This is a genomic window from Exiguobacterium sp. RIT341 (assembly GCF_000632205.1).
In the GTDB taxonomy this organism is placed as follows: Bacteria; Bacillota; Bacilli; order Exiguobacteriales; family Exiguobacteriaceae; genus Exiguobacterium_A.
The window spans coordinates 124,260-151,064 of record NZ_JFYW01000011.1; the positions used below are offsets into that span (position 1 = coordinate 124,260).

Genomic DNA, 26,805 nt, shown 5'->3' on the forward strand with positions numbered 1-26,805 from the left:
ACTTGGAGACGAAAGAGGAGGAACGCCTGTGTGGCAAGTACAAGTAGAGACCCCATTGACGATCACGACACCGAAGGGATTTCAAGCATCAGGGGTACACGTGGGGCTAAAGCGAAAGCGAAAGGATCTTGGTTTGATTTGGTGTGAGGAAGGAGCAAGTGCCGCAGCTGTCTATACGACGAATCAGGTGCAAGCAGCACCGATTACTGTGACGAAGCAAGCGATTCAGGCGTCACAAGGACGCATTCATGCCGTCCTCGTCAACAGCGGGAACGCGAATGCCTGTACGGGAGAACTTGGTCTATCACATGCGTATACATCACAACAAGCGTTAGCGACACATTTCGGGATCGCTCCTGAACAAGTTGTCATCGCTTCGACTGGGATCATCGGTCAACCGTTAGCCATTGATACGTTACTGGCAGGTATTCCACAGCTGATTCCTACAAATGACAAGGATGCCGCGAGTGATTTCGCCCATGCGATCCTGACAACCGATACCGGTACGAAATCAGCTGGTCAACAATACATGCAAGGGGATGTCCAAATTTCAGTATGTGGTGTAGCGAAAGGATCAGGGATGATTCATCCGAACATGGCGACGATGCTTGGGTTCTTGACGACCGATGCAACGATTGAACCGGATGTCTTACAGACACTATTGCGCCGGACGATTCATCGGACGTTTAACTGCATTACCGTAGATGGAGACAGTTCGACAAATGACATGGTCATGATTTTAGCGAGTGGAGCTGCAGGGGGAGCGCCGATCGTTGAAGGTACGGACGAAGCATTCGCATTCGAACAGGCCATCGAAACGGTTTGTCAAGATTTAGCGAAACAAATTGCGCGGGACGGGGAAGGTGCGACGAAGTTAATCGAAGTGACGGTAAAGGGAACACAAACCGATGAAGTAGCGCGGATGGTCGCTAAACAAGTCGTCGGATCGTCTCTCGTCAAAACAGCAATCTTTGGGGAAGATGCGAACTGGGGACGAATCATCGCTGCTGTCGGAAGTATCAAGGAGCCGCTTGATGTATCAAACGTTGATATTAAAATTGGTTCGCAGTGGGTGTTACAACAGAGCATGCCTATTTTATTTGATGAAACAATCGCATCGCAGGACCTTGCGCAACAAGACGTCCGAATTCATATCAATTTGAATGATGGAGTAGGACAAGGACACGCCTATGGTTGTGACCTGACGTACGATTACGTCAAAATCAATGCGAGTTACCGGACATGACGAAACGAAAAGTTATCAAACTGGGTGGTAGTGTATGGGAGCAATTGGATGCGCAGTATTTCGAGGAATGGAAAGCGTGGGTCGAAACCGGTAACGAACTATTGATCGTCCATGGGGGTGGCCCACTTCTATCGAGTTACTGTGAACAAGAGGGAATCAAACCCGTGTTTCGAGATGGTGTCCGTGTGACGACGGATGGTGTGTTACTCGGGGCGCGACGGATCTTAGCAGGGGAAGTCCAATCCGGGATCGTCCAGCAATTGAATCAGGCAGGAATTCCAGCGGTCGGGATGAGCGGGTTAGACGGTGCGAGCGTCCATGGTAAAAAAGTCAAAGGACTCGGGGCAGTTGGTCAAATTACGCACATTCATCCACGATTGTTCACAGTGTTGAGTACGAATGGTTATGTGCCGGTCGTCACATCCCTTGTCACAGGGGAACAAGGTGTGTTGAACAGTAACGGGGATGCGTGTGCCATTGCTGTCGCGAAGGCTTGGTCCGTCGACCGATTTGAATTGTTGACGGATGTCGAAGGTGTAAAAGTAAACGGTGACTATCAATCAGAAATCACGTCTGCAGCTATCGAAGCTGCGATCGCGTCGGGAGAAATTTACGGGGGAATGATTCCGAAGGTCGAAGCGATGATGCAGGCCACTCAGCATGGTATTTCAGAGGTCGTCATTCGATCGGGAAAAAATGCGTTAGCTGCAGGGACACGAATCAAGGAGGAATTACATGAGTGCACTACTACCCACTTATCAACGTACTGATGTGGAATTGGTCAAAGGACAAGGATCGATCGTAGAAGATGCGACAGGAAAGACGTATCTTGATTTCATCATGGGAATCGCTGTATGCAACACAGGGCACCGTCATCCTTATGTTCAGCAACGGCTAGAGGAACAGTTGAACCGAATTTGGCATACGTCAAATCTGTTTCAAATCGCGGCACAAGAGCGGGTCGCCGAGCGACTGACGGAAGACAGTCATCTCAGTCATGCTTTCTTTTGTAACAGTGGTGCTGAAGCAAACGAGGCGGCGTACAAACTCGTTCGAAAATGGACAGGGAAAACAGAAGTTGTCACGTTTAAACAATCTTTCCATGGTCGGACATTTGCGATGATGGGCGCAACAGGACAGGAAAAAATCAAAGCGGGATACGGGGAGATGGTGAATGGATTCAAACATCTACCGTTTAACGAGATGGAAAGCCTATCAGCAATTACGGATCAAACTGCTGCTGTATGGCTCGAAATCATTCAAGGAGAGGGTGGGGTCGTCGTCGCTGACGATGCGTGGCTAGAAGCGTTGATGAAGAAGGCGCAGCAATACGATGTCAAAATCATCGTCGATGAAGTGCAAACCGGAATTGGTCGGACGGGTTCACGTTTTGCATTTGAGCAGACACCACTCGTACCGGATATCATCACCCTTGCGAAAGGACTTGGAAGTGGACTCGCGGTTGGTGCGCTACTCGCAACGGAAGAGGCAGCAGAAGTATTCACGCCCGGATCGCATGGTTCGACATTTGGTGGAAATCCACTCGCGATGACAGCTGCAGAAGCAACACTTGACCTCTTGTTAAGTGACACTGTCATGGCAGACATTCAAGAAAAAGGTGAATATTTACGTCAACAATTAGAAAAAAAATTACCCAATTCGATCGTGAGTTCTATTCGTGGTCGTGGCTTGATGATTGGTATTGAATGTACGATGCCTGTTGCACCGCTGATTGATGCCTTACGTGAGAATGGTCTTCTTGTCGTTTCGGCTGGTCCTCATGTCATTCGCTTGTTGCCATCGTTATTCGTGACGGAACAAGAACTCACGCAAGCCATCGAAAAAATACAACTCGTTTGTCAACAGGAGGTCATCGTATGAAACAATCCGGAAAACTAACGCTTGCGAACGGAACGACGTTTACCGGTTCGTGGCAAGGAACAGTTCCAGTCAAAGGAGAAGTCGTCTTTTTTACTGGGATGACAGGATATCAGGAAGTCTTAACGGATCCATCTTATCAGGGGCAAATTCTTGTCTTCACATATCCGTTGATCGGTCAATACGGTATTCAAGCGGAGGCATCAGAAAGCAACCAGATTCAAGTCGCTGGTGTCATCGTTCAAACTTTGGCTGAGGATGGGCAAGGAACATCACTCGCAAGCTGGCTAGGCGAAGCGAATGTTCCGGTTTTGTCGGGAGTAGATACGCGTTCCCTTGTACATCTATTACGGACAGAGGGCGACCAATTTGGAGACATGATGCAGGAGAATATGACAGTACCGGAGTCAGTAGACGCAGCATACATCGCTTCTGTGTCGACGACTTCAAACGTCGAATACGTTCCGGAAGTCGAAGATGGTCATGTCGTCTGTATCGATTACGGTGTGAAACAATCGATGATCGATGCTTTGATTGAACGGCATATGCGTGTGACGGTCGTGCCATACGATACGACACCGGAACGGATTCAAGCACTGGCACCAGACGGTCTGCTGTTTTCCAATGGACCTGGTGATCCGACGCAACTAGATCCATTCCTTTCAGGAATCCGTGAACTGGCGACGAGCTATCCGACACTTGGTATTTGTATGGGACACCAAGTTCTCGCTCATGCGTTCGGTTGTACCTTATTAAAACAACATCATGGACACCGAGGAGCGAATCATCCTGTACGTCATCTAGCATCCGGACAAGTATTCATGACGTCTCAAAATCATGGTTATGCCGTTGATGTTAAAAGCATCGAAGCGTCTGAGATGGAACTTGCGTATGAACATATCAATGATGGATCCGTTGAAGGATTGATTCATCCGGCTTTACCGATCATGACAGTCCAGTTTCACCCAGAAGCGAGTCCAGGACCGACAGAGGCGATGGTCGTCTTCGATCAATTCGTAAATACCGTATTACATCAGGAGGTAGCATATGTGGGATAAACAGAAAGTACTCGTCATCGGTTCGGGTCCGATCGTCATCGGACAAGCAGCAGAATTTGATTATTCCGGCACACAAGCCTGTCAGGCGCTTCGAGAAGCGGGATGCGAGGTCATCTTAATGAATTCGAATCCGGCTACTATCATGACGGATCCGAGCACGGCAGATCATGTCTACATTGAGGCGATGACTCTTGAAAAAGCAACAGCTATCATCAAACAAGATCGACCGTCCCATCTCCTAGCGACGGTCGGCGGACAAACGGCACTCAATCTTGCAATGTCACTCGAAGAAGCAGGAGTACTTGAGCGATACGGTGTCGAACTCCTAGGGACATCGCTTGAGACGATCCGAGACGGAGAAGATCGCGAACGATTCAAACAAAAGATGATCGAGCTCGCGCAACCGCTCCCGGAAAGTCAAACGATCGAATCGTTAGCAGAGCTTGAAGAATTCATGGCAGTACATGGTGTCCCACTCGTCATCCGACCAGCCTTTACACTCGGGGGAACGGGCGGTGGAATTGCGCTGACAAAGGACGAAGCACGTCTGCTAGCGCAAAACGGCTTACAAGCAAGTCCGATTTCACAGTGTTTGGTTGAAGTGAGTATTGCTGGTTATAAAGAAGTCGAATATGAAGTCATGCGTGACAGTGCAGATACGACGATCATCGTCTGTAACATGGAAAACATTGATCCCGTCGGTGTCCATACCGGAGACTCTGTCGTCTTTGCACCGATTCAATCGATTTCGGATCGAATGAATCAGCAATTGCGGACGGAAGCGCGTAAAATCGTGTCGCACCTCGGTGTCATCGGTGGATGCAACATCCAGTTTGCGATCCACCCGACGGAAGAACGCTACTTCGTCATTGAAGTCAATCCGCGTGTCAGTCGCTCTTCAGCACTTGCTTCCAAAGCGACGGGGTACCCGATTGCGAAATTAGCGACGCGTCTTGCACTCGGTGAGCGACTCGACGACTGTATCAATCCTGTCACGAAGGAGACGATGGCGAGCTTCGAACCGACGATGGATTATATCACGGCAAAAGTGCCTTGTTTCCCGTTCGATCTATTTACTGACAGTAACCGGACACTTGGTACACAAATGAAGGCGACCGGTGAGAGTATGGCGATGGGGAAGACGCTGGAAGAAGCGTTACAAAAGGCGTGGCGTGGTGCAGGAGTCGAGCAATCGCCTCTTTATCCGACATGGATGAAAACAGCGGAGGCTGGCGTATTGTGGAAAGAAATAAAAGTGCCGACGGACCGTCGTCTGCTCGCGATGTTAGCACTACTAGATCGTCAGGAAACGACCGTCGAAGAACTCGTCGAACAGACGAAAGTACAAGCTTTATTCGTCAAAGTACTCCAGCGCCTCGTCGATCAGCAACGAAAAATTGATTTATCGAATGAAAGTTCTTTAAAACAGACAAAAATGATGGGCTTCACGGACGAACAAATTGCCTTTCTGACGGGTGTCGGTGCTGTAGACATCGAGCACTTACGTAAAGAGAAAGGCATCCTTCCTGTCTATCATATGATTGATACATGTGCAGGAGAGTTCAAGAGTGCAACTCCTTACTTCTACGGAAACTGGAGTGGTCAAACGGAAGTCACTACATCGACGAAAAAGAAAGTCGCTGTCATCGGTGCGGGACCCATTCGGATCGGTCAAGGAATCGAATTTGATTATTGTTCCGTTCACGCGGTACGTGCACTACAAGCATCCGGTTATGAAACGATCATGATCAACAATAATCCGGAGACCGTCTCGACCGACTTCGAAGTCGCAGATCGCCTATATGTCGAGCCGCTGACACTCGAAGACGTCATGCATGTCCTAGAAGCAGAGGATTGCCAAGATGTATTAGTCCAGTTCGGAGGACAAACGGGGATTGCGCTTGCATCAGGTTTAGAGACAGCCGGTTATCATCTTCTTGGAACGACGGCAGCTGTCATCGATCAAATGGAAGACCGTGAGCGGTTCTATCAATTTTTAGATGACATCGGGATTGATCGTATTCCAGGACAAGAAGTGGCGACACACGAACAAATGATAGAAGTCGCAACAACGATTGGTTACCCGGTCATGATTCGTCCTTCCTATGTCATCGGAGGTAAGGGGATGCATATCATCCACGATCAAGAGCAATTAGAGACGATCGTTTCCGAATTAGCATTCCCTGTCCTCGTGGATGCCTACCTCCAAGGAAAGGAAATCGAAGTCGATTGCATTACGGATGGAACAACGACGTACGTTCCGATTTTGATGGAGCAATTGGAACGGGCAGGAGTTCACTCTGGAGATTCGACGATGATTCTACCACCTGTATCGCTCAGCGCTACCGTTCAGAGCGAAGTAGAACGAATTGCACAGATGATCGGGCAACGGATGGATTATAAAGGAGCGTACAATATCCAATTCGTCTTGCATGACGATCAGGTCTACGTGCTAGAAATCAATCCGCGTGCCTCCCGCACGTTACCGATCGTCGCCAAAGTAACGGGTCAACCAATCTTGCAGTGGGCAGTCCAAGCTGCTGTCGGTCAAGCGGTCGCACTACCAACAGAACAGACGAAACTTAATTTCCATGCCGTCAAGACCCCTGTTTTTTCAACGCTGAAACTACAAGGAGTCGATCCGAAAACAGGCCCTGTCATGCGTTCGACAGGTGAAACGTTGCAATGGACGACAGACGGACTGGCACTGGAGCGTTTCATTTTCGACGAGACGACGAAACGACATTTGACCGCAAGAGACATCATCGTTGCTGGAGCAGATACCGAGGCATTCGGAACAGGTGTAGCGTTAGATGAAACGATCGACTGGGCACAATGTGCGATTTTCTATTCACACGTGACAGAAGAAAAAACCAGTCGCGAAGCAGCGCTTGCTGCCGGAGTACAAGTTCTGACAGAACCTGAACTAGCACAGTATCATCTACAAGCGGTAGAAAAGTCCTCTTATGCTATTAAGCCACTTCATACATGGACAGAGCCGATCAAGGAGGAAGTAAAATGAAGACGATGCAACACCTAAAACATTTCTTGACGATGGCGGAACTGACGCCGGAAGCATTGACGGAGCTATTGGCACTCGCGAAAGATATCAAGCATCAACCAAGCGTTTACCAAAACGTATTAAGCCATAAAAAAGTTGCCTTATTGTTTGAAAAGGCATCGACGCGGACACGCCTATCATTTGAAGTGGGTGTTGTCGAACTCGGCGGGCATCCAATCGTACTGAGTGGAGCAGATATGCAAATCGGTCGGGGGGAGCCGCTTTCTGATACGATTCAAGTCATGAGCCGTTACGTCGATGCCCTCATGATCCGGACGTTCGGTCATGAGATCGTCGATACACTTGCGGCACATGGCACGATTCCAATCATTAACGGACTGACGGATTTGCATCATCCGTGCCAAGTCCTTGCTGACTTGCTGACGATCGAAGAGACATTCGGAACCCGGGCTGGAAAGATTTTGACATATATCGGGGACGGGAACAATATGGCGCATTCGCTAATGATTGGTGGAGCGCTCAGTGGAATGGAAGTCCGAATTTGTGCGCCAGCAGCCTATGCTCCTGATCCACAAGTCGTTCATGAGGCACAAGCCATCGCGAAAGAAACCGGTGGAAATATCATCGTCATGACGGACCCTAAGGAAGCAGCGAGTGGTGCGGATGTCGTGTATACGGATGTCTTCGCAAGCATGGGGCAAGAGGAAGAAGCGACGATGCGTCTGCAAGCATTTGAAGGATATCAGGTCAATGACGATATCATGAATCAAGCGAATGATGAAGCCATTTTCTTGCACTGCCTGCCGGCACACCGTGGGGAGGAAGTCACGGCAGACGTCATCGATGGCAAGCAATCTGTCATCTTCGATCAAGCCGAGAATCGTCTCCATGCACAAAAAGCGTTACTCGTCACATTACTTGGATAATCATAAAAGACTCGGTCGCGGATTTAGCGACCGAGTCTTTTGGTTGATGAAAGTTAATCGTAGTGACGCCGTGCTAATCGTTCCTCGTGTTCTTGTTTGACTTGTCGCTTATTTTTTTCGTGCAGACGTTTCATGAACGGAGTCGTTTGCCAGGATGGTGCCCAGTCAGATTCTTTTCCGGCACGGAGCGCGAGGATATAATCATAGCTCTGATGAAGTCGTTCAATCATCTCTGTTCGGACATCGCAAATGTGACCGTGTCCGGGAATCAAGAGTTTGACTTCATATTCATAAATGAACGACTCGAGTAGTTCGAGTGTCGTCAAATATTCAGAGGAATCGTGTTCAATCAAAGGGATTTCAACATCGGAAGCATAATCACCGCAGACTAACAAGTGAAGTGGCATGACGATGAAGGAAAGGTGAGTCGCTTCATGACCGGGCGTCATAAAGAAGATCAGCTTCGTCTGTCCAATCGTCAAAATCGTTTCAGACTCATGGATCACATGCGTCACATCTGGAAATAGCACGGGGGAGTCGATGTAAAATTCATCGTTAAAGTCTTGAACGGCTTTGAGCGCTTCTTGTCGATCGACATCGATGAACGGTTTAGAAGCGATGACGATGGCATCCGTAAAGGCGTAAGCACCTAAAATATGATCAAAATGAGCATGCGTATAGACGACATATAATGGTCGTTCACGACGCACGATTTCAACGTCTCGACGAATCGTTGCAATCTCATCAGGAAGCCAGCCAGGATCGACGACAATCAGACAATCAGGCGTCTCGATCAATGTTGAGGTCGTTTTCATAAGTGTACTTTGATAAATCGTCACGCCAGGCATTTTCATCTGAATCATACGAATCCTCCTTTACGAATCTCTATCTATATCGTTGTATACCCATAAATTCGTTGGAATCATCAGCAGAACCAATAAAAAAGACGACTCGCACGCCGCGAGTCGCCTGCCCTCTAGAGGGAAATGGTCCTAGACCTATGTTATGTCATAATTGGAGCGGGTGAAGAGAATCGAACTCTCGTCATCAGCTTGGAAGGCTGAGGTTTTACCATTAAACTACACCCGCGTATTGGCTACATGAAATATAGTAGCATAGCAAAGAGAGCATTTCCATAACTTTTATGAAAAAAGGCAATTTCTTTTGAGATTCAGTGTACAATAATACTAGTTAATCGTTTACACTGGTAATCTTGATTTGTAATATGGGTAAAGTTGGGTAGAGGAGAGAGTGTCTGGTGAATGAAGTAAGAGTTTGGAGCGAACAGCCGATGGGAAAAGGATGGGAAGCAATTTGTCATCACCAATTCGATCGTCATCGCTTATTGATAGGAGAGTGGTTCCATAACGTAGGTGTACTTGCTTTTTCCATCAATCAAGATGCGGATTTGTTACCGGATGTCCTTCCGAACACATTCGATCTGCCGCTCGTCTCGGAACGTGTGCAGCGAGTCATTGCAGCATATGCGCCCTTTTCTGTACAATGTCTCAAGGTACATCTTGAGACGAAGGACGGAGTGGTTCCGTACTATCTTCTCAATCTCTTATCTGTCAGTCGGATCGAACATTTACATACGACGGATGTATTCCGTCCGATTCCGAGACGGCGCGTCTATTTTTTGACAGAGCGACGAATCAGCGATTCGATATGTCCGCATCATCTTATGCGAGATGAGCGAACACATCGCATGTTCGTCTCTGCTCAACTCGCTCGACAATTCGAGCGTATGGCTGTGACGGGTATTCGCTTTGAAGAGATACAACGAATGGAGGAATTCAAATGAAACAGTACACAGTCGATCATTGGATCACGCTAGAATATCCAAAGGTATTTGAATATCAAGAAGAAGAAACATACGTCAGTTTTTATTCAACAGACGAAAATGCAATGGGCACGCTACAATTATCCATTTATGAGTCCGATTCAGAAGAACTGACACCGTATGAAGCGGCAGAACAAGAAATCAATCTGTTGGTAGAAGAGTTCGGCATCGAACTAACGGGAGCACTTGAAGTCCGCCGTAATTCAACAAAAGAAGCATTGCTAGCAGTAGACGGGAAAGAAGAAGATATCTTCTTACGCATCTATGCGTATTCAGACGGGGAACGGCTAGTCCTATTGACATACTCCGCAGAACGCGAGACGCTTGAAATCGAGGAAATCGAAGCGATGATTTCTTCACTAACTTGGATTCAATGAAGTACACAATAGATTGTTCAAAAGGCAGCAGATCCAAGGATCTGCTGCCTTTTTGTATCGATCGATATGACTTAAGAAGAACGAGAAGATGAGCGTGTAGCTGCAGGGTTGACTTGTTTATTCAACCAGCTCGCGATATCTGCGAAAACGCGGATACGTTCGAACTCATGGAAGAGCTCGTGGCGTAACCCTTTATAAATCGTCAGCTGTACGGCATCGACACGGACACGGTTATACATATCGAACAGATGATGGATACCTTTGCCGTCAAATGCGACCGGGTCATCGCCACCCGCGATCAACAAGAGCGGTAAATGTCGCGGATGCTGATAGATGGAGGCAAGTGCGTTGACGAGTTTCGTTGCGTGCAAGAGTTCATGGAAGAACCCGAGTGTGACCGTTTGACCGGATAACGGATCTTCATCATAGCGCATGACGGATTGTGGATCCGAAGAGAGCCAGGCATTTTTCGATAGTGCCGGGAAGAAACGTAGATTATAGCGTCCGAAGACCAGTTGTCCGAAACGTTCAGCAAGATGTGTAGAAGAAAGCTGATTGATTTGGCGTTCGACGAGCTTTTCGCTGATGTTACCGAGTAAACCTGTGCTCGTCGGAGGGCCGCTCGCGATGATTCCTGCTACCGTGTGACCGAGTGTTTGACCAATCCGGCGAGCGATCAACGAACCAAAACTGTGACCGAAAATGAATACTGGTAACGTCGGGTAACGTTCTTTGATGTCAGAGACGAGTTCTTCTGCGTCCTGCATCAATTGATTAAAACCTTGATTCGGTTCAAGATGACCGAGTGTCCCGCGCTGTGCAGCTTGAGTCCCGAAACAGCGCAAATCTGCGATGATCGTGTGGTAATGATGAGCATAGAGGAATTCTGCGAATTCCTCATACCGTGCGCCATGCTCCATCATCCCGTGAAAGACGATCACGACTCCTTTCGAATCATGTGCTTCGAGGCTATGCAATGTCGTAGTATAGCCGTCAGAGGCTATCCAGTGTGAATGATCAATCGTCATGTAACTCATCCTCTCATTAAGAAAGTCCGAATACCTGTCCGTCTTCCGAAACGCCCATATGGAAGGCAGCAGGAACCGCGGGTAATCCCGGCATCGTTAATACATTCCCAGTCAATGCAACGATGAATCCTGCACCAATCGATGGTCGGATTTCACGAACTGTAATCGTGAAGTCTTCGACACGACCATACCGAGCGGGGTCATCGGTTAAAGAAAATGGCGTTTTTGCCATACAAATCGGTAAATGATTCAATCCCATCTCCGTACACCGTTCGAGTTCGCGGAGGGCTTTGTCTTCAAAATGAACGTCGGCTGCGCCATAGACACGTTTTGCGATACGTTCGATCTTTTGACGAAGCGGCAACTCGTCAGGGTACAGTGGACGGAACTGGCTTGGTTCCTCAAGTGCTTGCATGACTTCCGCGACGAGTGCTTCACCGCCGGCACCGCCTTTACTGAAGACTTCGCTTTCCGCCACACGAATATTTCTTTCCTGGCACCATGTCAAAATCATGTTCCGCTCGGCTTCCGTATCGGTGAAGAAACGGTTCAAGGCAACGACGGCAGGGACACCGAACAAGTTCATCGTCTCAACGTGTTTTTCAAGTAAAGCAAGACCATCCGTTAAGGCAGCGAGGTTTTCTTCGCTGAGTTGTGTTCTGTCTACACCACCATGCATCTTCAAGGCACGAACCGTAGCGACGATGACGACGGCATCCGGATGGAGTTTGCCAATCCGAGATTTGATATTGAAGAATTTCTCAGCTCCTAAGTCAGCGCCGAATCCTGCTTCTGTGACAACGTAGTCACTTAACTTCAACGCGGTTTGTGTAGCAATCAAAGAGTTGCAGCCGTGTGCGATGTTCGCGAACGGTCCGCCATGAATCAATGCCGGTGTTCCTTCGACGGTCTGAACGAGGTTTGGGCGGAACGCATCTTTTAGAAGTAACGTTGCAGCTCCTGATGCTTGAATATCCTTGACCGTAACCGGCTGTTGATCGTACGTATACGCAACGACAATGCGGCTCAGGCGTCGTTCGAGATCCGTGATAGAGTCTGATAGACAGAGGACAGCCATGATTTCGGAAGCGACCGTGATATCGAAGCCATCTTGACGCGGAACGCCATGTGCAGGACCGCCGAGACCAATCGTAACTTGGCGCAAGGCACGGTCGTTTAAATCAAGCACACGTTTCCAGACGATACGGCGTGGATCAATGCCAAGAATGTTGCCTTGATGCAGGTGATTGTCGAGCAAGGCACTGATTGTATTATGAGCAGATGTGATCGCATGCATATCACCTGTGAAATGGAGATTGATCTCCTCCATCGGCAGGACTTGGCTATAGCCACCACCACACGCACCACCTTTTAATCCCATCGTCGGACCAAGTGAGGGTTCCCGTAAACAAATCATCGTCTTATGGTTTGCTCGGTGTAGTGCTTGTCCGAGTCCGACAGTGACGGTTGATTTCCCTTCACCGGCAGCCGTCGGATTGATAGCAGTGACAAGAATCAGTTTGCCGTCAGATTTCGTTGCCAACCGGTTCAGCAGCCCGTCTGTCAACTTCGCTTTATACTTTCCGTACGTATCAAAATCTTCTTCTTGCAAACCAATCCGATCCGCGATTTCTCGAATCGGGCGTAAGACAGTTTGTTGTGCGATTTCTAAGTCAGAACGAATGGTCTTTTCCATGGTATCGACTCCCTCTTTGATTGGATCTCTCTTTTTTCTAATAGTAGCCTATCTAGTGTGAACGCGCCAAAAGAAAACGTTCAATATTTTCCACCCAATGGGTCAAATGGTGACGTGTTCAAGTGTAAGTGAAAGACGTACTGTAGAGTGGAGGAGGGATGAAACAATGACATCTGGACAAAAGAAGTGGAAACGCGGTCTTGATTTTTGGCTCTTCGTCGGACCGGTCTTTCTTGTATTCGCAGTGATCGTGCTTGTACCGTTTTTCAATGGCGTCATGTATTCGTTCACGGACTGGAATGGTGTAACAGGAGAATTAAATTGGATCGGCTTTGATAACTATGTCCGTCTCTTTACGAGTGACGAGCAGTTTCAGCAGTCATTTTGGTTGACGACGAAATATACGGTCGTCGCCGTCGTCTTAACGAATGTCGTCGGTTTCATCTTGGCGTTCTTATTGACACAAAATATTCGCACACGTAATTTCTTACGGACAATATTCTTTATGCCGAACTTAATCGGTGGATTGATTCTCGGATTCGTCTGGCAGTTCATCTATGTCAAAGGCTTTGCATCAATCGGTGAATTGACAGGGTGGAGCATATTTGAACTTCCATGGTTAGGAGATGCCCGAACAGGGTTCTGGGGTATCGTCATCGTTTCAATTTGGCAAGGTGGCGGTTACATCATGGTCATCTATATCGCGGCTCTACAAAACGTTCCTCAAGAGCTGATTGAAGCAGCAAAAATCGATGGTGCCAATCGTCTATCGACGTTACGGAACATTACGTTGCCACTGATTATGCCGTCCGTCACGATTTGTCTGTTCTTAACGATTTCGTGGTCCTTCAAGTTATTCGATACGAACTTGTCACTAACGAATGGTGGACCCTTCAAATCGACCGAAATGCTTGCTTTAAACATTTACAAGGAATCGTTTACGAATAATAATCTTGGACTCGGTTCAGCGAAAGCAATCATCTTCTTCGTTGTTGTTGCGGCGATTACAGTCACTCAAGTCTATCTGACGAAAAAACGGGAGGTGGAAGCATGAGTACGGCACAACCGTTACCTACTCCGCAAGAGGAGAAACCAAAGCGCTCTAAAAAGGCGAGAGGTCGTTATTCACTCCGTCTTGGAACGGTCGAACTAGCAGCCTTATTGATGGGGCTTCTGTATATGATTCCGTTTTATTACGTCGTCTCGAATTCATTCAAGACGCAGGGAGATATCTTTACGAACACATCGGGTCTACCAAAGGAATGGATGACTTCCAACTATTCAGAAGCATGGGAAGCCATGAACTTCGGAAAAGTCTTTTTAAACTCCGTCATCATTACAGTCGGTGCTAATGCGGTCATCATCATCTTTTGTTCGATGGCAGCCTGGAAGCTTGTCCGTACGAAAACACGTTTGTCGACGATCATCTTCTTCTTGTTCGTTGCCGCGATGATCATTCCATTCCAATCAATCATGATTCCTTTATCGAAACTGTCTGGGGATCTTGGATTACAGAATAGTTATTGGGGACTGATTTTGATGTACCTTGGTTTTGGTTCTGGACTATCGATCTTCCTGTATCATGGTTTCATGAAGTCGATTCCTGAAGAAATCGAGGAGGCAGCAATCATTGATGGTTGTTCACAATGGGGTGTGTTCTGGCGCATCGTCTTCCCATTGCTCAAGCCGATTACAGTGACGATCATCATCTTGAACACGCTGTGGATTTGGAACGATTTCTTATTACCCTCGCTCATGTTACGAGATGTCGATTTACGGACGATTCCTCTCGCGACGTTTTACTTCTTCGGACAGTATACAAAACAATGGGACTTGGCTCTTGCCGGACTCGTGCTTGGGATCATTCCGTTGTTGCTATTCTTCTTCGCCCTGCAAAAACAGATCATTCAAGGGATTACAAGTGGATCAATCAAATAATTTTTGTAAGCGCGTTCTCGATTCTAGGAGAACGCTTTTTTTATGTTTCATGCATCAGATTAATCTGATAACTTTTATTTTTTTTGAAAAAAAGGCTTTTCAAATACTTGCGACCTGTTGTACGATGTTCTCAATTCAATTGTAACAACGACGTTGAAGGGAAGAGTAACACCTTGTACGACCGTATAGCGAGCTGGGGATGGTGAGAGCCCAGTCGGAAGCAAGATGCGAAGAACCTCCCGGAGTCGCTACCCGAACCCGAATGTCAGTAGGCGTAGCCGGAGTTGCCTGTCCGTTATCATATGGCCGAAGATGAAGTGATTCGTCTTTTGAGTGAGCAACATCGTTGCTAACATGGGTGGTACCGCGGAACCGAGTCTTTCGTCCCATATTCTTGGGAAAGAAGGGCTCTTTTTTATGGCTTCTTTTTCAAAACACAATTGAGGAGGAACATCACCATGACAACACTCGTATCGATGAAACACACACAGGAAGCAATCACACTCGTAAAGAAACGCTTTGAGGAACGCTTTTCGACGACACTCGGATTAACACGTGTTGAAGCACCATTGTTCGTAGAGAGCACACTCGGCGTCAACGACCATCTCAACGGCGTAGAGCGCATCATCCGCTTTGATGCACTAGATCACACGACAGATCTTGAAATCGTCCAATCCCTTGCGAAATGGAAACGTCAAGCGCTTCACACATACGGATTCGAAGCTGGAGAAGGATTATACACATTGATGCATGCGATTCGTCGTGATGAGATACTTGATGCGACACATTCCATCCACGTCGACCAGTGGGATTGGGAACGGGTCATTACGAAAGAACAACGGACGAGTGCCTATCTAAAAGAAACGGTACAAGCGATTTATGCAACGATTCGTCAAGTCGAGCAAGAAGTGGAAGCAGAGTATGGCATTTCAGCGATCTTACCGGAAACGATTCATTTCATGACAACACAGGAACTAGAGGATGCCTATCCAACGCTTTCAACAAAAGAACGTGAAACAGAGGTCACGAAGGCATACGGTGCTGTTTTCTTGATGCAGATTGGTGGCGCGCTTGCTTCGGGAGAGAAGCATGATGGTCGAGCGGCAGATTACGACGATTGGACACTCAACGGTGACATCTTAGTACATCACCCAGAAATCGGAGCATTTGAATTGTCTTCAATGGGAATTCGTGTTGACCGTGAAGCGCTATTAAAACAGACGTCCATCGCTCAAGAAGAGGATAAATTGGCTTTCCCGTTCCATCAAGGTGTGCTCGAAGAGCGTCTGCCGTTAACGATGGGTGGAGGGATTGGTCAATCACGTATGGCGATGTTCTTATTGAAGAAACGTCATATCGGCGAAGTCCAAGCTTCTGTCTGGTCGGAAGAGACTCGTAAAAGTCTTCAAGCTGAAGGTATTCACTTGCTCTAACATATATATATAGTAAGAAAGCGTCAAAGGAATGATATTTTAAGTAACGAAGAGCACACTTCCATTCGGAAGTGTGCTCTTTTTTTAAAGGTCATAAGACCTCAGGCGGAGGAAAAGCGTGTCAATTCTTGATAGAATGGGGATAACAATAAATAAGAAAGAGGTGAAAGCATGTCTTCTCTATTAATCGTCGGAATACTCATCCCCATTTTGTTCATTGCGTTTCTTTGGTTCAACATTAAAGGTTTACGGACAATGTGGCGGGATTATAAACGGACAGGCTCAATCGTTGCACTCGGCTTTTTCATTGTCGGGGTCATCGGAATTTTCACAGGTGTCTGGACAACTCTAGTCGTCATCATTTATTATCTCCTCCGTCCAGCGAGAGGATGAACGGAGGGTTACTCGTATGTTGGAATGGTTATTTTCGGCCGGAGAATCTAATCTCTGGCTGTTTTTAGGAATCATGATCATTGGTCTTGGAACAGAATTGATTCCAGCAGAAGTCGGATTACCGCTACTCGGTTTATATGTATCGAACGGAACAGTCAGTTGGACAATTGCTGTTCTCGTCGGCTTTCTAGGGAGTTTGATGGGGGCGACAGTCTTTTATCTCTTAGGGCGTTACGCAGGTCGTCCAATCCTTATACGATACGGAAAATGGTTACTGATCAAAGAAAAAGAAATTGAGCAGGGTGAGCGAATCGTCGGAAGGTATGGAACATGGTCCGCGTTATTTGGACGATTCTTCCCTGTCGTTCGTTCAGTCGTCTCGATTCCCTGTGGTCTGTTTGGTCTTTCATTCAAGCGCTATCTACTCGCTTCAAGTATTGGATTATTTCCGGTCTCTTTCTTTTACATCTGGGTCGGGGAGCGATTCGGAGTAAAGCGAGCGGAGTCAATGCTTAAAGGGCTAGAGCAGGAGTTATGGTGGATTTTAGGCGGAATCGTCGTAATCCTCGGCGGGTACATCCTGTATCGTCGCTCTAAAGCGAAACAACACGGACAGACGCAAGACGTAAAAACGAAGCAACAGAATAAATGAAGGGGTCGACAAAAAGTCAGTCTCTACAAAGATAAGGGTGGCAGAATGATGATCTGCCACCCTTATCTCATAAAAAAAGGACTCGTCACACGCGACACCTACAGGAAAGGGCGTGAAAAGACGAGTCCTTCTTTTTTTGAGTAAGCCCGGGATTCAAGCAGGAGGAAACAAGAATCGCTTCAGCGACTTAATACGATGTTTAGGCGTCAGCAGTAACAGTTGATCATTGCCTTCAAGAGCAGTGTCGCCACGGGGAGTAATGATATGATCATCGCGAATGATGGCGGTAATCAAAAACTCTTGCGGTAGATCGATTTCTGAAATCGTCGTTCCGATGAACGGATGGGACATCGGTAACGTCAATTCAATGATTTCTGCGTTCGGTTTACCGATCGACATGAACTCAATGACCGTATGGATAGCAGAAGTCTGTGTCTCGTTGAGACGTAACCGTTCGGAAAGGAATGTCAACATACTCCCTTGAATCAGTGTCGATAGTAGAACTGTAAAGAACACGATATTGAAAATCATCGATGCATTCTCGATGTCGGCAACGAGTGGGTATGTCGCAAGAATGATCGGTACCGCTCCTTTTAGACCAGCAAAAGAAATAAAGACCTTCTCTTGCCACGAATAACGAAACGGCAATAAGCTAATCCAAACGGACAGCGGTCGAGCAATGAAAATCAAAATCAACGCAAGGGCAACGGAAGACAGGATAACCCGGATATCGAGCAATTGTTTCGGGAAGACGAGCAACCCGAGAACAATGAACATTCCGATTTGAGCTAGGTGTGCCATACTCATCGTAAAGCGGACGAGCGTCTGACGGTAGACGAGTTCATGATTACTGATATAGATTGCTGTCACATAAACGGCGAGAAATCCACTAGCATGAAATGTATCAGCTAACCCGAAAGACAAGAAAGCAAACGACATGAGTAAAATCGGATAAAAGCTCGAGGAAGATAAGTCAATCCGATTGATCAAGGTTGAAGCTGTCCATCCAATGAATAGACCGATTAAAAGCCCCATCGACATTTCCCAAACGAGTGAACCGAGTCCCATCAAGAGTGATGCTTCTTCAGGATTCGTCACGAATTCAAGGAATAAGACGGTCAAAAAGACAGCCATGGGGTCATTCGTTCCAGATTCAACTTCGAGTGTTGACCCTACCTTACGTCGGATCGGTTGTCCACTTAAGACAGAAAAGATGGCAGCAGCATCCGTCGATCCTACGATTGCGCCAAGTAAAAAGGCATTCGCCCAACTGAAGCCAAGAATGTAATGGGAGGCAACTGCAACGATGGAAGTAGCAATGAAGACTCCGAACGTTGCAAGAGAAAGCGAAGGTGCGAGCTCGTGTCGCACTTCTTTCCACGCTGTTTGCAGACCACCTTCAAACAGAATGATGATCAGAGCGACAGTTCCAAGAAGCTGGGCAAGTTCCGCATCGTCAAAGCGAATGAAACCCGTAATATCACTTCCGGCAATCATACCAAGAGCGATAAAAATCAATAGAGCAGGAATATTCAGACGACTTGATAACTTCGTCGTCCACACAGCGGCGAACAATAGTATACCAATCAATAAAATCGTGAATTGTAAGGACATGGCATCAAGCTCCTATTCAATAAAGAATCTTCTAGTTTCATGATACAACAATCCCGATGAAAAGACTCGGATAATGATTGTTCAATATTTTCCACCACACCGGACAACTTTCTCTCTCTTCATTGCAAGCGTTTTCATTTATTGTGAAGGTGTAGCACGTAAATGAAACGAAATCAGGGAGGGAATCCGAATGCGTAAAAGAAGATGGGCAGCATTACCTGTCGTCACAACGGCGATGGTCGTCGCTTTGGCAGCATGTGGTGGCGGTACATTGAATAGCGATGACTCGAAAGATAGTGGTTCAAAAGATGGTAAGACGCTCAACGTATTCCAATTCAAGGCTGAAATCGCAAAAGACATGGAAAAAATGGCAAAAGCGTATGAGAAGGAGACGGGGACGAAAGTCGTCGTACAAACAGTTGGTGGTGGATCGGATTATGGTGCTGCCTTGAAGTCGCAGTTTGCCTCTGGGAATGAACCGGATGTCTTTAACAACGGTGGCTTTACGGAAGCAAAAACATGGCAGGATAAATTAGAAGATTTGTCAGACGAAAAATGGGTCGGTGATCTAACGGACCTATCAAAAGAGCCGATGACGATTGATGGAAAGTTATACGGCATGCCGATGAACCTTGAAGGATACGGCTTCATCTACAACAAAGATATCTTCAAAAAAGCAGGCATCACAGAGCTTCCAAAAACATTAACGGAATTAACGGATGCATCTAAAAAGTTGAAAGCAGATGGTGTGACGCCGTTTTCGATCGGATATGGAGAGTGGTGGATTCTTGGAAACCACCTAATGAACATTCCGGTCGCACAGCAGGATGATCCAGATCAGTTCATCGCGGACTTGAATGCTGGAAAAGCTAAATTCGAAGATAACAAACAGTTCAAGGAATTCATGAATCTGTTTGATTTGACGATTAAGTACGGGAATAAAAATCCGTTAACGACGGATTACAACACACAAGTTTCTCAGTTCGCTGAAGGTAAGACAGCGATGATTCAACAAGGGAACTGGGCACAGCAATTGATCACAGATGTGAATCCGGATATCAATATGGGCTTCATCCCGATGCCAATCAATGACGATAAAGAAAAAATGGATCGTCTCCCTGTTGGCGTACCAAATAACTGGGTCGTCAATAAAAACTCGAAGAATAAAGCAGAAGCGAAAAAATTCCTCGAGTGGATGGCGACATCTGATACAGGAAAAGACTACATGGTCAACAAATTCAAGTTTATTCCGGCCTTCAAATCAATCGAAGCAAAAGATTTAGGACCGCTTGCAGATGATATCCAAGCGTACTCGAAAGCTGGTAAAACGATCTCATGGAACTGGTTCAAGTATCCGGATGGTGCAGTAAACGAGTTTGGTGCGATCATGCAGGCATACGTCGGTAAGCAAAAAACAGCTGACGAGATGCTACAAGATTTCACGAAAACATGGGACAAAATGAAGAAATAAGAAGTGATTCAAAAAAACATGCCTGTTCCGATCAACTGACGGAACAGGCATGTTTTTTTATTATAGGAAAAATAATTGGATGAAGAAGAGAAGCGCAAATACATAGATGAGTGGATGGACGCGCTCTTTTTGGATGGCTTTCATGATCGGATAAACGATGAAGCCGAATGCGATACCGGTTGCGATGCTACCGGATAACGGCATGATCAAGATGACAAGGAAAGCTGTGAAAGCTTCACTGAAATCATCCCATGGAATCTGTTTGATGTTTTGAATCATAAAGGCACCGACTAGAATCAACGCGGGTGCGGTAATCGCGGGAACACTTGAAATCGATTGAACGAACGGTCCAAAGATGGCAGATAATGCGAAGAGTATCCCGACCGTCACGGACGTGAGTCCAGTCCGACCACCCGCAGCAACACCTGCTGCAGATTCTACATAAGCAGTTGTTGGACTTGTTCCGAACAAGGAACCGGCAACCATCGCAGTCGAATCAGATAATAGTGCGCGTTCACTATTTTTCAATGATCCATCTTCTTCAATCAATCCAGCTTGTTCACCGACAGCGACCATCGTACCTGTCGTGTCAAACATCGTTACGAGCACGAAGGAGAGGACGCCGCTGAATAGCCCGTACTGAAATACGTCCTGAATGGCGTTGAAAGGATTAGTGATGATCAATCCTTCCGGTAACGTTGGTAACGCGACGAAGGAATCTGAGAACTTTAATTCACCTGTCAAAAATGCGATCACACCAGAAAGGATCATGGCGTAAAGGATAGCTCCTGGTACCCGTTTGATCGTCAAGATCGCAGCAACTAATAACCCGATGAGTGTGATCAGCGCTTCTGGTGACGTCAAGGCACCAATCGTGACCAGTGTATCTTCACTACCAATGAGAATTCCTGACATCTTGAGACCAAGTGAAGCGATGAAGAGACCGATTCCACCCGTGATGGCAAGCTTTAAGGTCATCGGAATGATTTCGATCAGTTTCGTACGGATCGGCGAGAGTGACAACAATAAGAAGATGACACCAGCGACGAACACGACTGAAAGTGCTGTTTGATATGGAATTTTTTCACCGACGACAAGTGTATATGTGAAGTACGCGTTGAGTCCCATTCCGGGTGCGACTGCGATCGGTAGATTCGCATAGAACCCCATTAAAAGTGTACCGATCAATGTAGCGATGATCGTCGCAGAAAAAGCTTGGGCTTGAGGGATACCGGCATCTGCTAAAATCGTCGGATTGACGAGCAAAATGTATGCCATCGTAATAAACGTTACAAATCCGGCTTGAATTTCACGTTTTACGGTTGTTTGGTGTGCGGCAAGTTTAAACATGGATAAAAGAACCACCTTCATAACAAATTGATTAAAAGACGAACATTGATGATATTATAGTAAAATTCATTCGGAATCAAGTCGAAAGAAAAAATAATTTATTATTGCAATCCTGAAAGAGAATATCAGGAAATGATGTAAGCGAATTCAAGGTTATGATACGATTGATTACAAGAAAAAGGATGGGGGCGCCTTTTATGAAAAGTATCCGGACACGTTTGATTCGTCTCGTTGTCTTAGCGATCTTAATTCCGACAGCCCTCGCGACTTCGATTTCCTATCTTTATGTACGACACCAGAACATCGAACAGGCAGAACATTCTAGCCTGAACGTGTTGACTCGGGGAAATACACAGGTGACTCATTATATAGAGGATATTCGACGTCTATCAACGAGTTTATATGCGAATCGCTCGTTGATGAACATCATGCGTGTCGGAGCGGATCAGGAACTAGACGAATCCGATGGAGTCGTCTCGCGGGCGATGTTAGGTCTATTTTTATCCCGACAGGATATTGAGCAGTTACATTTCGTCATCTTGAATGGCTATTCAGAGTATTCGGTTTACAATATGAAAACGACGAGTCGAGGAACATTTGATTGGATGCAAGAAACGGATTATTTTCGATTAATGAAACAAAAAAACAGTTGGTTGATTGACGGAGCTCACCCGATCGAACCGTACAATGTGCATACGATGATTCTCGATGAGAAACAAGTCGTCAGTTTTCGTTATCGGATTGATCGTGTCGAGACGGATGAGCCGCTTGGGTTCCTCTCAGTCGATATTCCGGTTCGGGTATTTGAACAGCAATTAAAATTGTTCGAGAATGATCCGGATGAGTCGCTGTGGCTGATGACCGATCAACGTGTTCTGGCACAGACTGGAGCAAAGATGGACCTACCTACCGACCAATTCACTGGACAGAGTGGAAGTCTACGTGTCGGAAAATCGTTCATCGTCTACTCGAAAACGATGACGAACGGAATCCCGTTGACACTGATCAAACGGATTCCTTATGCATCCGTCATCCAAGGGGCAAACGAGACGGCATTGATTCTCGTACTGATTGGTCTCGCTTCTCTTATCGTCATGATTATTGCCGCGAGTCTGGTTGCCATGCAAATCACGAAACCGATTAAACAGTTGACGGCAAACGTCTGGCGAGTCGAACAGGGTGATTTATCGGCACCGTTCGTTGCCACGACGAATGATGAGATTGGATTACTCAATCGTCAGTTCCAACGCATGATTCAACGGATCGATCGTTTGATTAAACGGGAATATCGATTGGCGCTCGAAAATCGGACGAATGAGCTTCGAGCCTTACAATCTCAACTCAATCCTCACTTTTTATTCAACGCCTTGCAATCGATCGGAACGACGACGTTACAAGGGGACCGGAAGATCGCGTACCGCTCCATCACCGGATTATCGCAAATGATGCGTTACTCGATGAACAATGAACAAACGATCGTAACGTTAAAACAAGAAGTCGATCATCTTCAAGCATACATCCGTCTGCAACAGCAACGTTTTCCTGAGCGATTCCGTTATATCGTCGACGTCCCTTGGCACCTCAATGACATTGAAGTACCAAAGATGATCTTACAACCGTTTGCTGAAAACTATTTCAAACACGGCTTCCGTCAACAATTAGCGGCGACAGAAAACTATCTTGCCTACAAAGTACGGACGGATGGTGGACGTCTCATCATTCAAATCGAGAATAGCGGTGCCGTCCTTGAAACAGGACGACTTGAAGAAATTGATCGAAAAATGCGTATGCATCGTAGTCCAGAGGATCTCGAGACGAGCGGGATCGGTCTCCACAATATCTACGAACGTCTCTTGATATTTTACGGGGAGGAAGCAAGTATGACCCTCTCTTCTCCAGTGACGGAGGGAGGATTCAAAATCGTGATTCGGATTCCATATGAAAAGGGGGATTTGGCATGAACGTATTGATCGTAGATGATGAACGACATGTACGAGAAGCGGTCAAACTGCTCGGAGAATGGGACAGATGGCGTGTTTCAAACCTATACGAGGCGGAACATGGGGAAGAGGCAAAACGTTTACTGGATACCGGAACGATCGATTTAATGCTGACCGACGTCGAAATGCCTGGACTGGACGGATTAACGTTACTGGAATGGACAAAAAATCATCATCCAAAGGTCGTCACGATCGTGCTGACAGGGTATGATGATTATACGTATATGCGGCGTGCCATTTTGCATCAATCCTTTGATTATTTATTGAAGCCAGTTGATCCAGATGTACTCAATGATGCCTTGTCCCGCGCGATGGAATGTATCCATCCGGTAGTGGAATCAGGGGAAGCGATTGATCAAATCGCAAAATACATCGAAACGCATTATGCGGAAGAATTGACACTACAATTCATGAGCGAACGGTTTTACTTGAGCCGAGAGTATATATCACGGCGCTTCAAACAGCGTTTTTCTGTTAACTTATCTGATTACATTCAAACAATTCGTTTGAATCGGGCGAAGGAATTGTTGAGCGAGACGGAAGCGCGTATTTATGAAATTGCGCTTGAAGTCGGATATCAGGACGATAAGTATTTTCGGAAAGTGTTCAAAAAACAATTCGGTGTCACACCGAACGAGTTTCGTGAATTGTTGTCGATTTAAACGACTATCGAGGAGGAATCGTACATGAGTGTACACATTAACGCAGCTGAAGGACAAATCGCCGAAACGGTCTTACTTCCAGGAGATCCGCTACGGGCTAAATACATCGCCGAAACGTTTTTAGAGGATGTTGTTCTCTACAATGAAGTTCGAGGAATGTATGGTTTTACAGGTACTTATAAGGGTAAAAAAGTTTCTGTTCAAGGAACAGGTATGGGTGTACCATCGATGTCAATCTATGCGAACGAACTCGTTCAGTCGTATGGTGCGAAAAACTTGATTCGTGTCGGTACTGCTGGTGGCATTACTCCAGACGTTAAAGTCCGCGATGTCGTTATCGCAATGAGTGCTTCACATGACATGGCACAAAACCGCGCTCGTTTTAACGGATTAGACTACGCGCCGACAGCGTCTTTTGATCTGTTGCATAAAGCCTATACAGCCGCAAAAGAACAAGGCATCGATGCAAAAGTCGGTCAAATCTTCACGACGGATCAGTTCTATCAAGATGATTTTCATCATTTCAAAAAATGGGCAGATTTCGGATGCCTCGCAATCGAGATGGAAGCAGCAGGACTGTATACGCTCGCTGCGAAACATAAGGTAAATGCATTGACGATTTTGACGATTTCGGATCATCTGTTGACAGGGGAAGAAACGACATCGGAAGAGCGTCAAACGACATTCAACGACATGATGAAAGTCGCGCTCGAGACAGCGATTCAATTATAAAGAGCAAGACGGAGAATCCTCTCCGTCTTTTTTCATATCGAAAAAGAGATATGGTAAGATGAAGGCAGTGTTATAGACCAGTTAAAGGAGAGATTCTCGGATGGAAACAACGATGACAGAGACAGTTCTTTCAGAACGCTTGCAATTACAACGGCACTTTTTCCGGACAGGGGCAACACGCAGTCTAGCCTTCCGCTTAAGTATGTTAACGTTCTTACGCCAAGCAATCGAAACACATGAAGCGGCGATTTATGAGGCATTAAAACAAGATCTCAATAAAGGACAGCATGATGCGTTCACGACGGAAATCGGATTCGTTTACGGAGAGATTCAACGGATGGAGAGACAACTCCGTCGACTGGCAAGACCAAAACGTGTCACAACACCGCTTCTGCATATCGGGTCGAAAAGTGAAATCCAATACGAACCTTATGGCAATGTGCTTGTGATTGCACCATGGAACTATCCCTTCCAGCTCGCACTTGCTCCTGTCATTGGTGCGATTGCAGCCGGGAATACGGTCGTCCTTAAACCATCCGAGTTGACACCGAATGTCTCTCGCGTATTACGAGAAGTCTTTGAAACGGCATTCCATGAACGATTCGGAATCGTCATAGAAGGGGATGCTGAAGTCAGCAGTGCCTTATTAAACGAGCGTTTTGACTATATCTTCTTTACGGGTTCCACACGCGTCGGAAAAATCGTACATCAGGCTGCGGCGAAGCACCTGACGCCTGTCACGCTTGAACTAGGTGGAAAATCTCCGACGATCGTGCACAAGGATGCAGACCTTCGTCTAGCAGCGAAGCGGATCGCATGGGGAAAATGGTTGAATGCGGGACAGACATGTATCGCTCCGGATTATGTATTGATTCATGAAGACGTCAAAGAACGCTTCTTACAACTGATAGAAGAAGAAGCCTTTAAACAGTACGGAAACGGCGTAGGCGTCTCTTCATACGTTAAAATCGTATCGGACGATCATTTGAATCGTTTAAGCAATTATTTAACGCAAGGAACGATCGAATTCGGTGGACAAGTGGATCCGGAAACACGCAAGATGGCGCCGACCGTCATGACTGGTGTAGTAACGGATGCTCCATTGATGCAAGACGAAATCTTCGGACCGATCCTACCGGTGTTAACATACCGTGAAATCGAAGAAGTTATTACATTCGTCAATGATCGTGATAAGCCGCTTGCGCTTTATCTATTCACAGAGAATAAAGCCATCGAGCATCGCGTCCTTGAGCGAATTTCGTTTGGTGGTGGATGCGTCAATGACACATTGATGCATGTCGCACAGCACCACTTACCATTTGGTGGAGTCGGAGCGAGTGGAATGGGTGGATATCATGGCAAATATAGTTTCGAGACGTTCAGTCATCGGAAAGGAATCGTCAAAAATACGACGGCATTTGATTTACCGTTCCGCTACATGCGAACAAATAGCAATTCCAAATGGATGCGCTTTTTGTTATGATGA

At 46.5% G+C, this 26,805-nt stretch carries 23 protein-coding genes, 1 tRNA gene and 1 other annotated feature; of the genes, 18 read left to right on the forward strand and 6 right to left on the reverse strand.

Features of this window, described 5'->3' with window-relative positions:
- The first annotated feature begins 28 nt into the window (after nucleotides 1-28).
- The 6 genes from argJ to argF are packed head-to-tail and all read left to right on the forward strand — an operon-like array spanning nucleotide 29 to nucleotide 8,130.
- On the forward strand, nucleotides 29-1,246 hold the full coding sequence (gene argJ, locus BW42_RS14265; RefSeq protein ID WP_035412548.1) for a bifunctional glutamate N-acetyltransferase/amino-acid acetyltransferase ArgJ: 1,218 nt from the start codon (nucleotides 29-31) through the stop codon (nucleotides 1,244-1,246).
- On the forward strand, nucleotides 1,243-2,016 hold the full coding sequence (gene argB, locus BW42_RS14270; RefSeq protein ID WP_035412551.1) for an acetylglutamate kinase: 774 nt from the start codon (nucleotides 1,243-1,245) through the stop codon (nucleotides 2,014-2,016). The genes argJ and argB overlap by 4 nt, the downstream gene beginning before the upstream one ends.
- Nucleotides 1,982-3,127 (forward strand): acetylornithine transaminase, encoded by a 1,146-nt coding sequence (locus BW42_RS14275; RefSeq protein ID WP_035412554.1) that lies wholly within the window; start codon nucleotides 1,982-1,984, stop codon nucleotides 3,125-3,127. Before argB ends, BW42_RS14275 begins: the two co-directional genes overlap by 35 nt.
- A complete protein-coding gene (locus BW42_RS14280) occupies nucleotides 3,124-4,182 on the forward strand; it encodes a carbamoyl phosphate synthase small subunit (RefSeq protein ID WP_035412557.1) in 1,059 nt (352 codons plus the stop codon). The genes BW42_RS14275 and BW42_RS14280 overlap by 4 nt, the downstream gene beginning before the upstream one ends.
- Nucleotides 4,172-7,204: a carbamoyl-phosphate synthase (glutamine-hydrolyzing) large subunit gene (carB, locus tag BW42_RS14285; protein WP_035412560.1), complete on the forward strand. Its 3,033-nt coding sequence runs from the start codon at nucleotides 4,172-4,174 to the stop codon at nucleotides 7,202-7,204. The genes BW42_RS14280 and carB overlap by 11 nt, the downstream gene beginning before the upstream one ends.
- Complete coding sequence (argF, locus tag BW42_RS14290; protein WP_035412563.1) at nucleotides 7,201-8,130, forward strand: ornithine carbamoyltransferase; 930 nt, start codon at nucleotides 7,201-7,203, stop codon at nucleotides 8,128-8,130. Before carB ends, argF begins: the two co-directional genes overlap by 4 nt.
- A gap of 53 nt (nucleotides 8,131-8,183) precedes the next feature.
- Here the strand turns inward: argF and BW42_RS14295 are convergent, their stop codons facing one another.
- Entirely contained in the window at nucleotides 8,184-8,993 is an 810-nt protein-coding gene (locus tag BW42_RS14295; RefSeq protein WP_035412567.1) for an MBL fold metallo-hydrolase, read from the reverse strand.
- A gap of 152 nt (nucleotides 8,994-9,145) precedes the next feature.
- A tRNA-Gly gene (locus tag BW42_RS14300) sits at nucleotides 9,146-9,219 on the reverse strand.
- 169 nt (nucleotides 9,220-9,388) lie between these two features.
- Here BW42_RS14300 and BW42_RS14305 point away from each other — a divergent pair.
- Both BW42_RS14305 and BW42_RS14310 read left to right on the forward strand, forming a co-directional pair.
- Nucleotides 9,389-9,934 (forward strand): hypothetical protein, encoded by a 546-nt coding sequence (locus tag BW42_RS14305; RefSeq protein WP_231496925.1) that lies wholly within the window; start codon nucleotides 9,389-9,391, stop codon nucleotides 9,932-9,934.
- Nucleotides 9,931-10,350, forward strand: a complete 420-nt coding sequence (locus BW42_RS14310) for a hypothetical protein (protein WP_023467229.1) — start codon at nucleotides 9,931-9,933, stop codon at nucleotides 10,348-10,350. Before BW42_RS14305 ends, BW42_RS14310 begins: the two co-directional genes overlap by 4 nt.
- 71 nt (nucleotides 10,351-10,421) lie before the next feature.
- Here the strand turns inward: BW42_RS14310 and BW42_RS14315 are convergent, their stop codons facing one another.
- Together BW42_RS14315 and BW42_RS14320 are read right to left on the reverse strand one after the other, a co-directional pair.
- Nucleotides 10,422-11,378, reverse strand: coding sequence for an alpha/beta fold hydrolase (locus tag BW42_RS14315; protein WP_035412573.1), 957 nt, complete (start codon nucleotides 11,376-11,378; stop codon nucleotides 10,422-10,424).
- 16 nt (nucleotides 11,379-11,394) lie between these two features.
- Entirely contained in the window at nucleotides 11,395-13,074 is a 1,680-nt protein-coding gene (locus BW42_RS14320; RefSeq protein WP_035412576.1) for a formate--tetrahydrofolate ligase, read from the reverse strand.
- A gap of 166 nt (nucleotides 13,075-13,240) precedes the next feature.
- On the opposite strand from BW42_RS14320, the gene BW42_RS14325 reads away from it, so the two are divergent.
- The 5 genes from BW42_RS14325 to BW42_RS14345 all read left to right on the forward strand — a co-directional run bounded on the left by BW42_RS14325 (nucleotide 13,241) and on the right by BW42_RS14345 (nucleotide 17,490).
- Nucleotides 13,241-14,128: a carbohydrate ABC transporter permease gene (locus tag BW42_RS14325; RefSeq protein WP_052019165.1), complete on the forward strand. Its 888-nt coding sequence runs from the start codon at nucleotides 13,241-13,243 to the stop codon at nucleotides 14,126-14,128.
- Nucleotides 14,125-15,012, forward strand: coding sequence for a carbohydrate ABC transporter permease (locus tag BW42_RS14330; protein WP_035412579.1), 888 nt, complete (start codon nucleotides 14,125-14,127; stop codon nucleotides 15,010-15,012). The genes BW42_RS14325 and BW42_RS14330 overlap by 4 nt, the downstream gene beginning before the upstream one ends.
- A 144-nt stretch (nucleotides 15,013-15,156) precedes the next feature.
- Nucleotides 15,157-15,404 (forward strand) — a binding site (T-box leader).
- Nucleotides 15,405-15,470: 66 nt separating this feature from the next.
- The gene (gene asnA, locus BW42_RS14335; protein ID WP_035412582.1) at nucleotides 15,471-16,445 is read left to right on the forward strand and encodes an aspartate--ammonia ligase; all 975 of its coding nucleotides are present in this window, start codon (nucleotides 15,471-15,473) and stop codon (nucleotides 16,443-16,445) included.
- Nucleotides 16,446-16,616: 171 nt separating this feature from the next.
- Entirely contained in the window at nucleotides 16,617-16,838 is a 222-nt protein-coding gene (locus BW42_RS14340) for a hypothetical protein (protein ID WP_035412585.1), read from the forward strand.
- Between the two features lie 16 nt (nucleotides 16,839-16,854).
- Nucleotides 16,855-17,490, forward strand: a complete 636-nt coding sequence (locus tag BW42_RS14345) for a DedA family protein (protein ID WP_052019167.1) — start codon at nucleotides 16,855-16,857, stop codon at nucleotides 17,488-17,490.
- Between the two features lie 153 nt (nucleotides 17,491-17,643).
- Here the strand turns inward: BW42_RS14345 and BW42_RS14350 are convergent, their stop codons facing one another.
- Nucleotides 17,644-19,104: a potassium/proton antiporter gene (locus tag BW42_RS14350; RefSeq protein WP_035412588.1), complete on the reverse strand. Its 1,461-nt coding sequence runs from the start codon at nucleotides 19,102-19,104 to the stop codon at nucleotides 17,644-17,646.
- Between the two features lie 190 nt (nucleotides 19,105-19,294).
- On the opposite strand from BW42_RS14350, the gene BW42_RS14355 reads away from it, so the two are divergent.
- Nucleotides 19,295-20,575, forward strand: coding sequence for an ABC transporter substrate-binding protein (locus BW42_RS14355; protein ID WP_035412590.1), 1,281 nt, complete (start codon nucleotides 19,295-19,297; stop codon nucleotides 20,573-20,575).
- Nucleotides 20,576-20,635: 60 nt separating this feature from the next.
- Here the strand turns inward: BW42_RS14355 and BW42_RS14360 are convergent, their stop codons facing one another.
- Nucleotides 20,636-21,925: an NCS2 family permease gene (locus BW42_RS14360; protein ID WP_035412593.1), complete on the reverse strand. Its 1,290-nt coding sequence runs from the start codon at nucleotides 21,923-21,925 to the stop codon at nucleotides 20,636-20,638.
- A 197-nt stretch (nucleotides 21,926-22,122) separates the two neighbouring features.
- Between BW42_RS14360 and BW42_RS14365 the strand changes: the two genes are divergently transcribed.
- The 4 genes from BW42_RS14365 to BW42_RS14380 all read left to right on the forward strand — a co-directional run bounded on the left by BW42_RS14365 (nucleotide 22,123) and on the right by BW42_RS14380 (nucleotide 26,802).
- Nucleotides 22,123-23,886: a sensor histidine kinase gene (locus tag BW42_RS14365; protein WP_035412597.1), complete on the forward strand. Its 1,764-nt coding sequence runs from the start codon at nucleotides 22,123-22,125 to the stop codon at nucleotides 23,884-23,886.
- Nucleotides 23,883-24,587 (forward strand): helix-turn-helix domain-containing protein, encoded by a 705-nt coding sequence (locus BW42_RS14370; protein WP_035412600.1) that lies wholly within the window; start codon nucleotides 23,883-23,885, stop codon nucleotides 24,585-24,587. Before BW42_RS14365 ends, BW42_RS14370 begins: the two co-directional genes overlap by 4 nt.
- A 24-nt stretch (nucleotides 24,588-24,611) precedes the next feature.
- Nucleotides 24,612-25,319 carry a purine-nucleoside phosphorylase gene (deoD, locus tag BW42_RS14375; RefSeq protein WP_035412602.1) on the forward strand — a complete coding sequence of 236 codons (708 nt, stop codon included), beginning with the start codon at nucleotides 24,612-24,614 and terminating at the stop codon, nucleotides 25,317-25,319.
- Nucleotides 25,320-25,419: 100 nt separating this feature from the next.
- Nucleotides 25,420-26,802: an aldehyde dehydrogenase gene (locus BW42_RS14380; protein WP_035412605.1), complete on the forward strand. Its 1,383-nt coding sequence runs from the start codon at nucleotides 25,420-25,422 to the stop codon at nucleotides 26,800-26,802.
- Nucleotides 26,803-26,805 lie beyond the last annotated feature (3 nt).

Bases quoted from the DNA above. Each gene is read 5' to 3' on its own strand.
- argB (WP_035412551.1), top strand. From the start codon at position 1,243: ATGACGAAACGAAAAGTTATCAAACTGGGTGGTAGTGTATGGGAGCAA.
- BW42_RS14275 (WP_035412554.1), top strand. From the start codon at position 1,982: ATGAGTGCACTACTACCCACTTATCAACGTACTGATGTGGAATTGGTC.
- BW42_RS14280 (WP_035412557.1), top strand. From the start codon at position 3,124: ATGAAACAATCCGGAAAACTAACGCTTGCGAACGGAACGACGTTTACC.
- carB (WP_035412560.1), top strand. From the start codon at position 4,172: ATGTGGGATAAACAGAAAGTACTCGTCATCGGTTCGGGTCCGATCGTC.
- argF (WP_035412563.1), top strand. From the start codon at position 7,201: ATGAAGACGATGCAACACCTAAAACATTTCTTGACGATGGCGGAACTG.
- BW42_RS14295 (WP_035412567.1), bottom strand. From the start codon at position 8,993: ATGATTCAGATGAAAATGCCTGGCGTGACGATTTATCAAAGTACACTT.
- BW42_RS14310 (WP_023467229.1), top strand. From the start codon at position 9,931: ATGAAACAGTACACAGTCGATCATTGGATCACGCTAGAATATCCAAAG.
- BW42_RS14315 (WP_035412573.1), bottom strand. From the start codon at position 11,378: ATGACGATTGATCATTCACACTGGATAGCCTCTGACGGCTATACTACG.
- BW42_RS14320 (WP_035412576.1), bottom strand. From the start codon at position 13,074: ATGGAAAAGACCATTCGTTCTGACTTAGAAATCGCACAACAAACTGTC.
- BW42_RS14325 (WP_052019165.1), top strand. From the start codon at position 13,241: ATGACATCTGGACAAAAGAAGTGGAAACGCGGTCTTGATTTTTGGCTC.
- BW42_RS14330 (WP_035412579.1), top strand. From the start codon at position 14,125: ATGAGTACGGCACAACCGTTACCTACTCCGCAAGAGGAGAAACCAAAG.
- asnA (WP_035412582.1), top strand. From the start codon at position 15,471: ATGACAACACTCGTATCGATGAAACACACACAGGAAGCAATCACACTC.
- BW42_RS14340 (WP_035412585.1), top strand. From the start codon at position 16,617: ATGTCTTCTCTATTAATCGTCGGAATACTCATCCCCATTTTGTTCATT.
- BW42_RS14345 (WP_052019167.1), top strand. From the start codon at position 16,855: ATGTTGGAATGGTTATTTTCGGCCGGAGAATCTAATCTCTGGCTGTTT.
- BW42_RS14350 (WP_035412588.1), bottom strand. From the start codon at position 19,104: ATGTCCTTACAATTCACGATTTTATTGATTGGTATACTATTGTTCGCC.
- BW42_RS14355 (WP_035412590.1), top strand. From the start codon at position 19,295: ATGCGTAAAAGAAGATGGGCAGCATTACCTGTCGTCACAACGGCGATG.
- BW42_RS14360 (WP_035412593.1), bottom strand. From the start codon at position 21,925: ATGTTTAAACTTGCCGCACACCAAACAACCGTAAAACGTGAAATTCAA.
- BW42_RS14365 (WP_035412597.1), top strand. From the start codon at position 22,123: ATGAAAAGTATCCGGACACGTTTGATTCGTCTCGTTGTCTTAGCGATC.
- BW42_RS14370 (WP_035412600.1), top strand. From the start codon at position 23,883: ATGAACGTATTGATCGTAGATGATGAACGACATGTACGAGAAGCGGTC.
- deoD (WP_035412602.1), top strand. From the start codon at position 24,612: ATGAGTGTACACATTAACGCAGCTGAAGGACAAATCGCCGAAACGGTC.
- BW42_RS14380 (WP_035412605.1), top strand. From the start codon at position 25,420: ATGGAAACAACGATGACAGAGACAGTTCTTTCAGAACGCTTGCAATTA.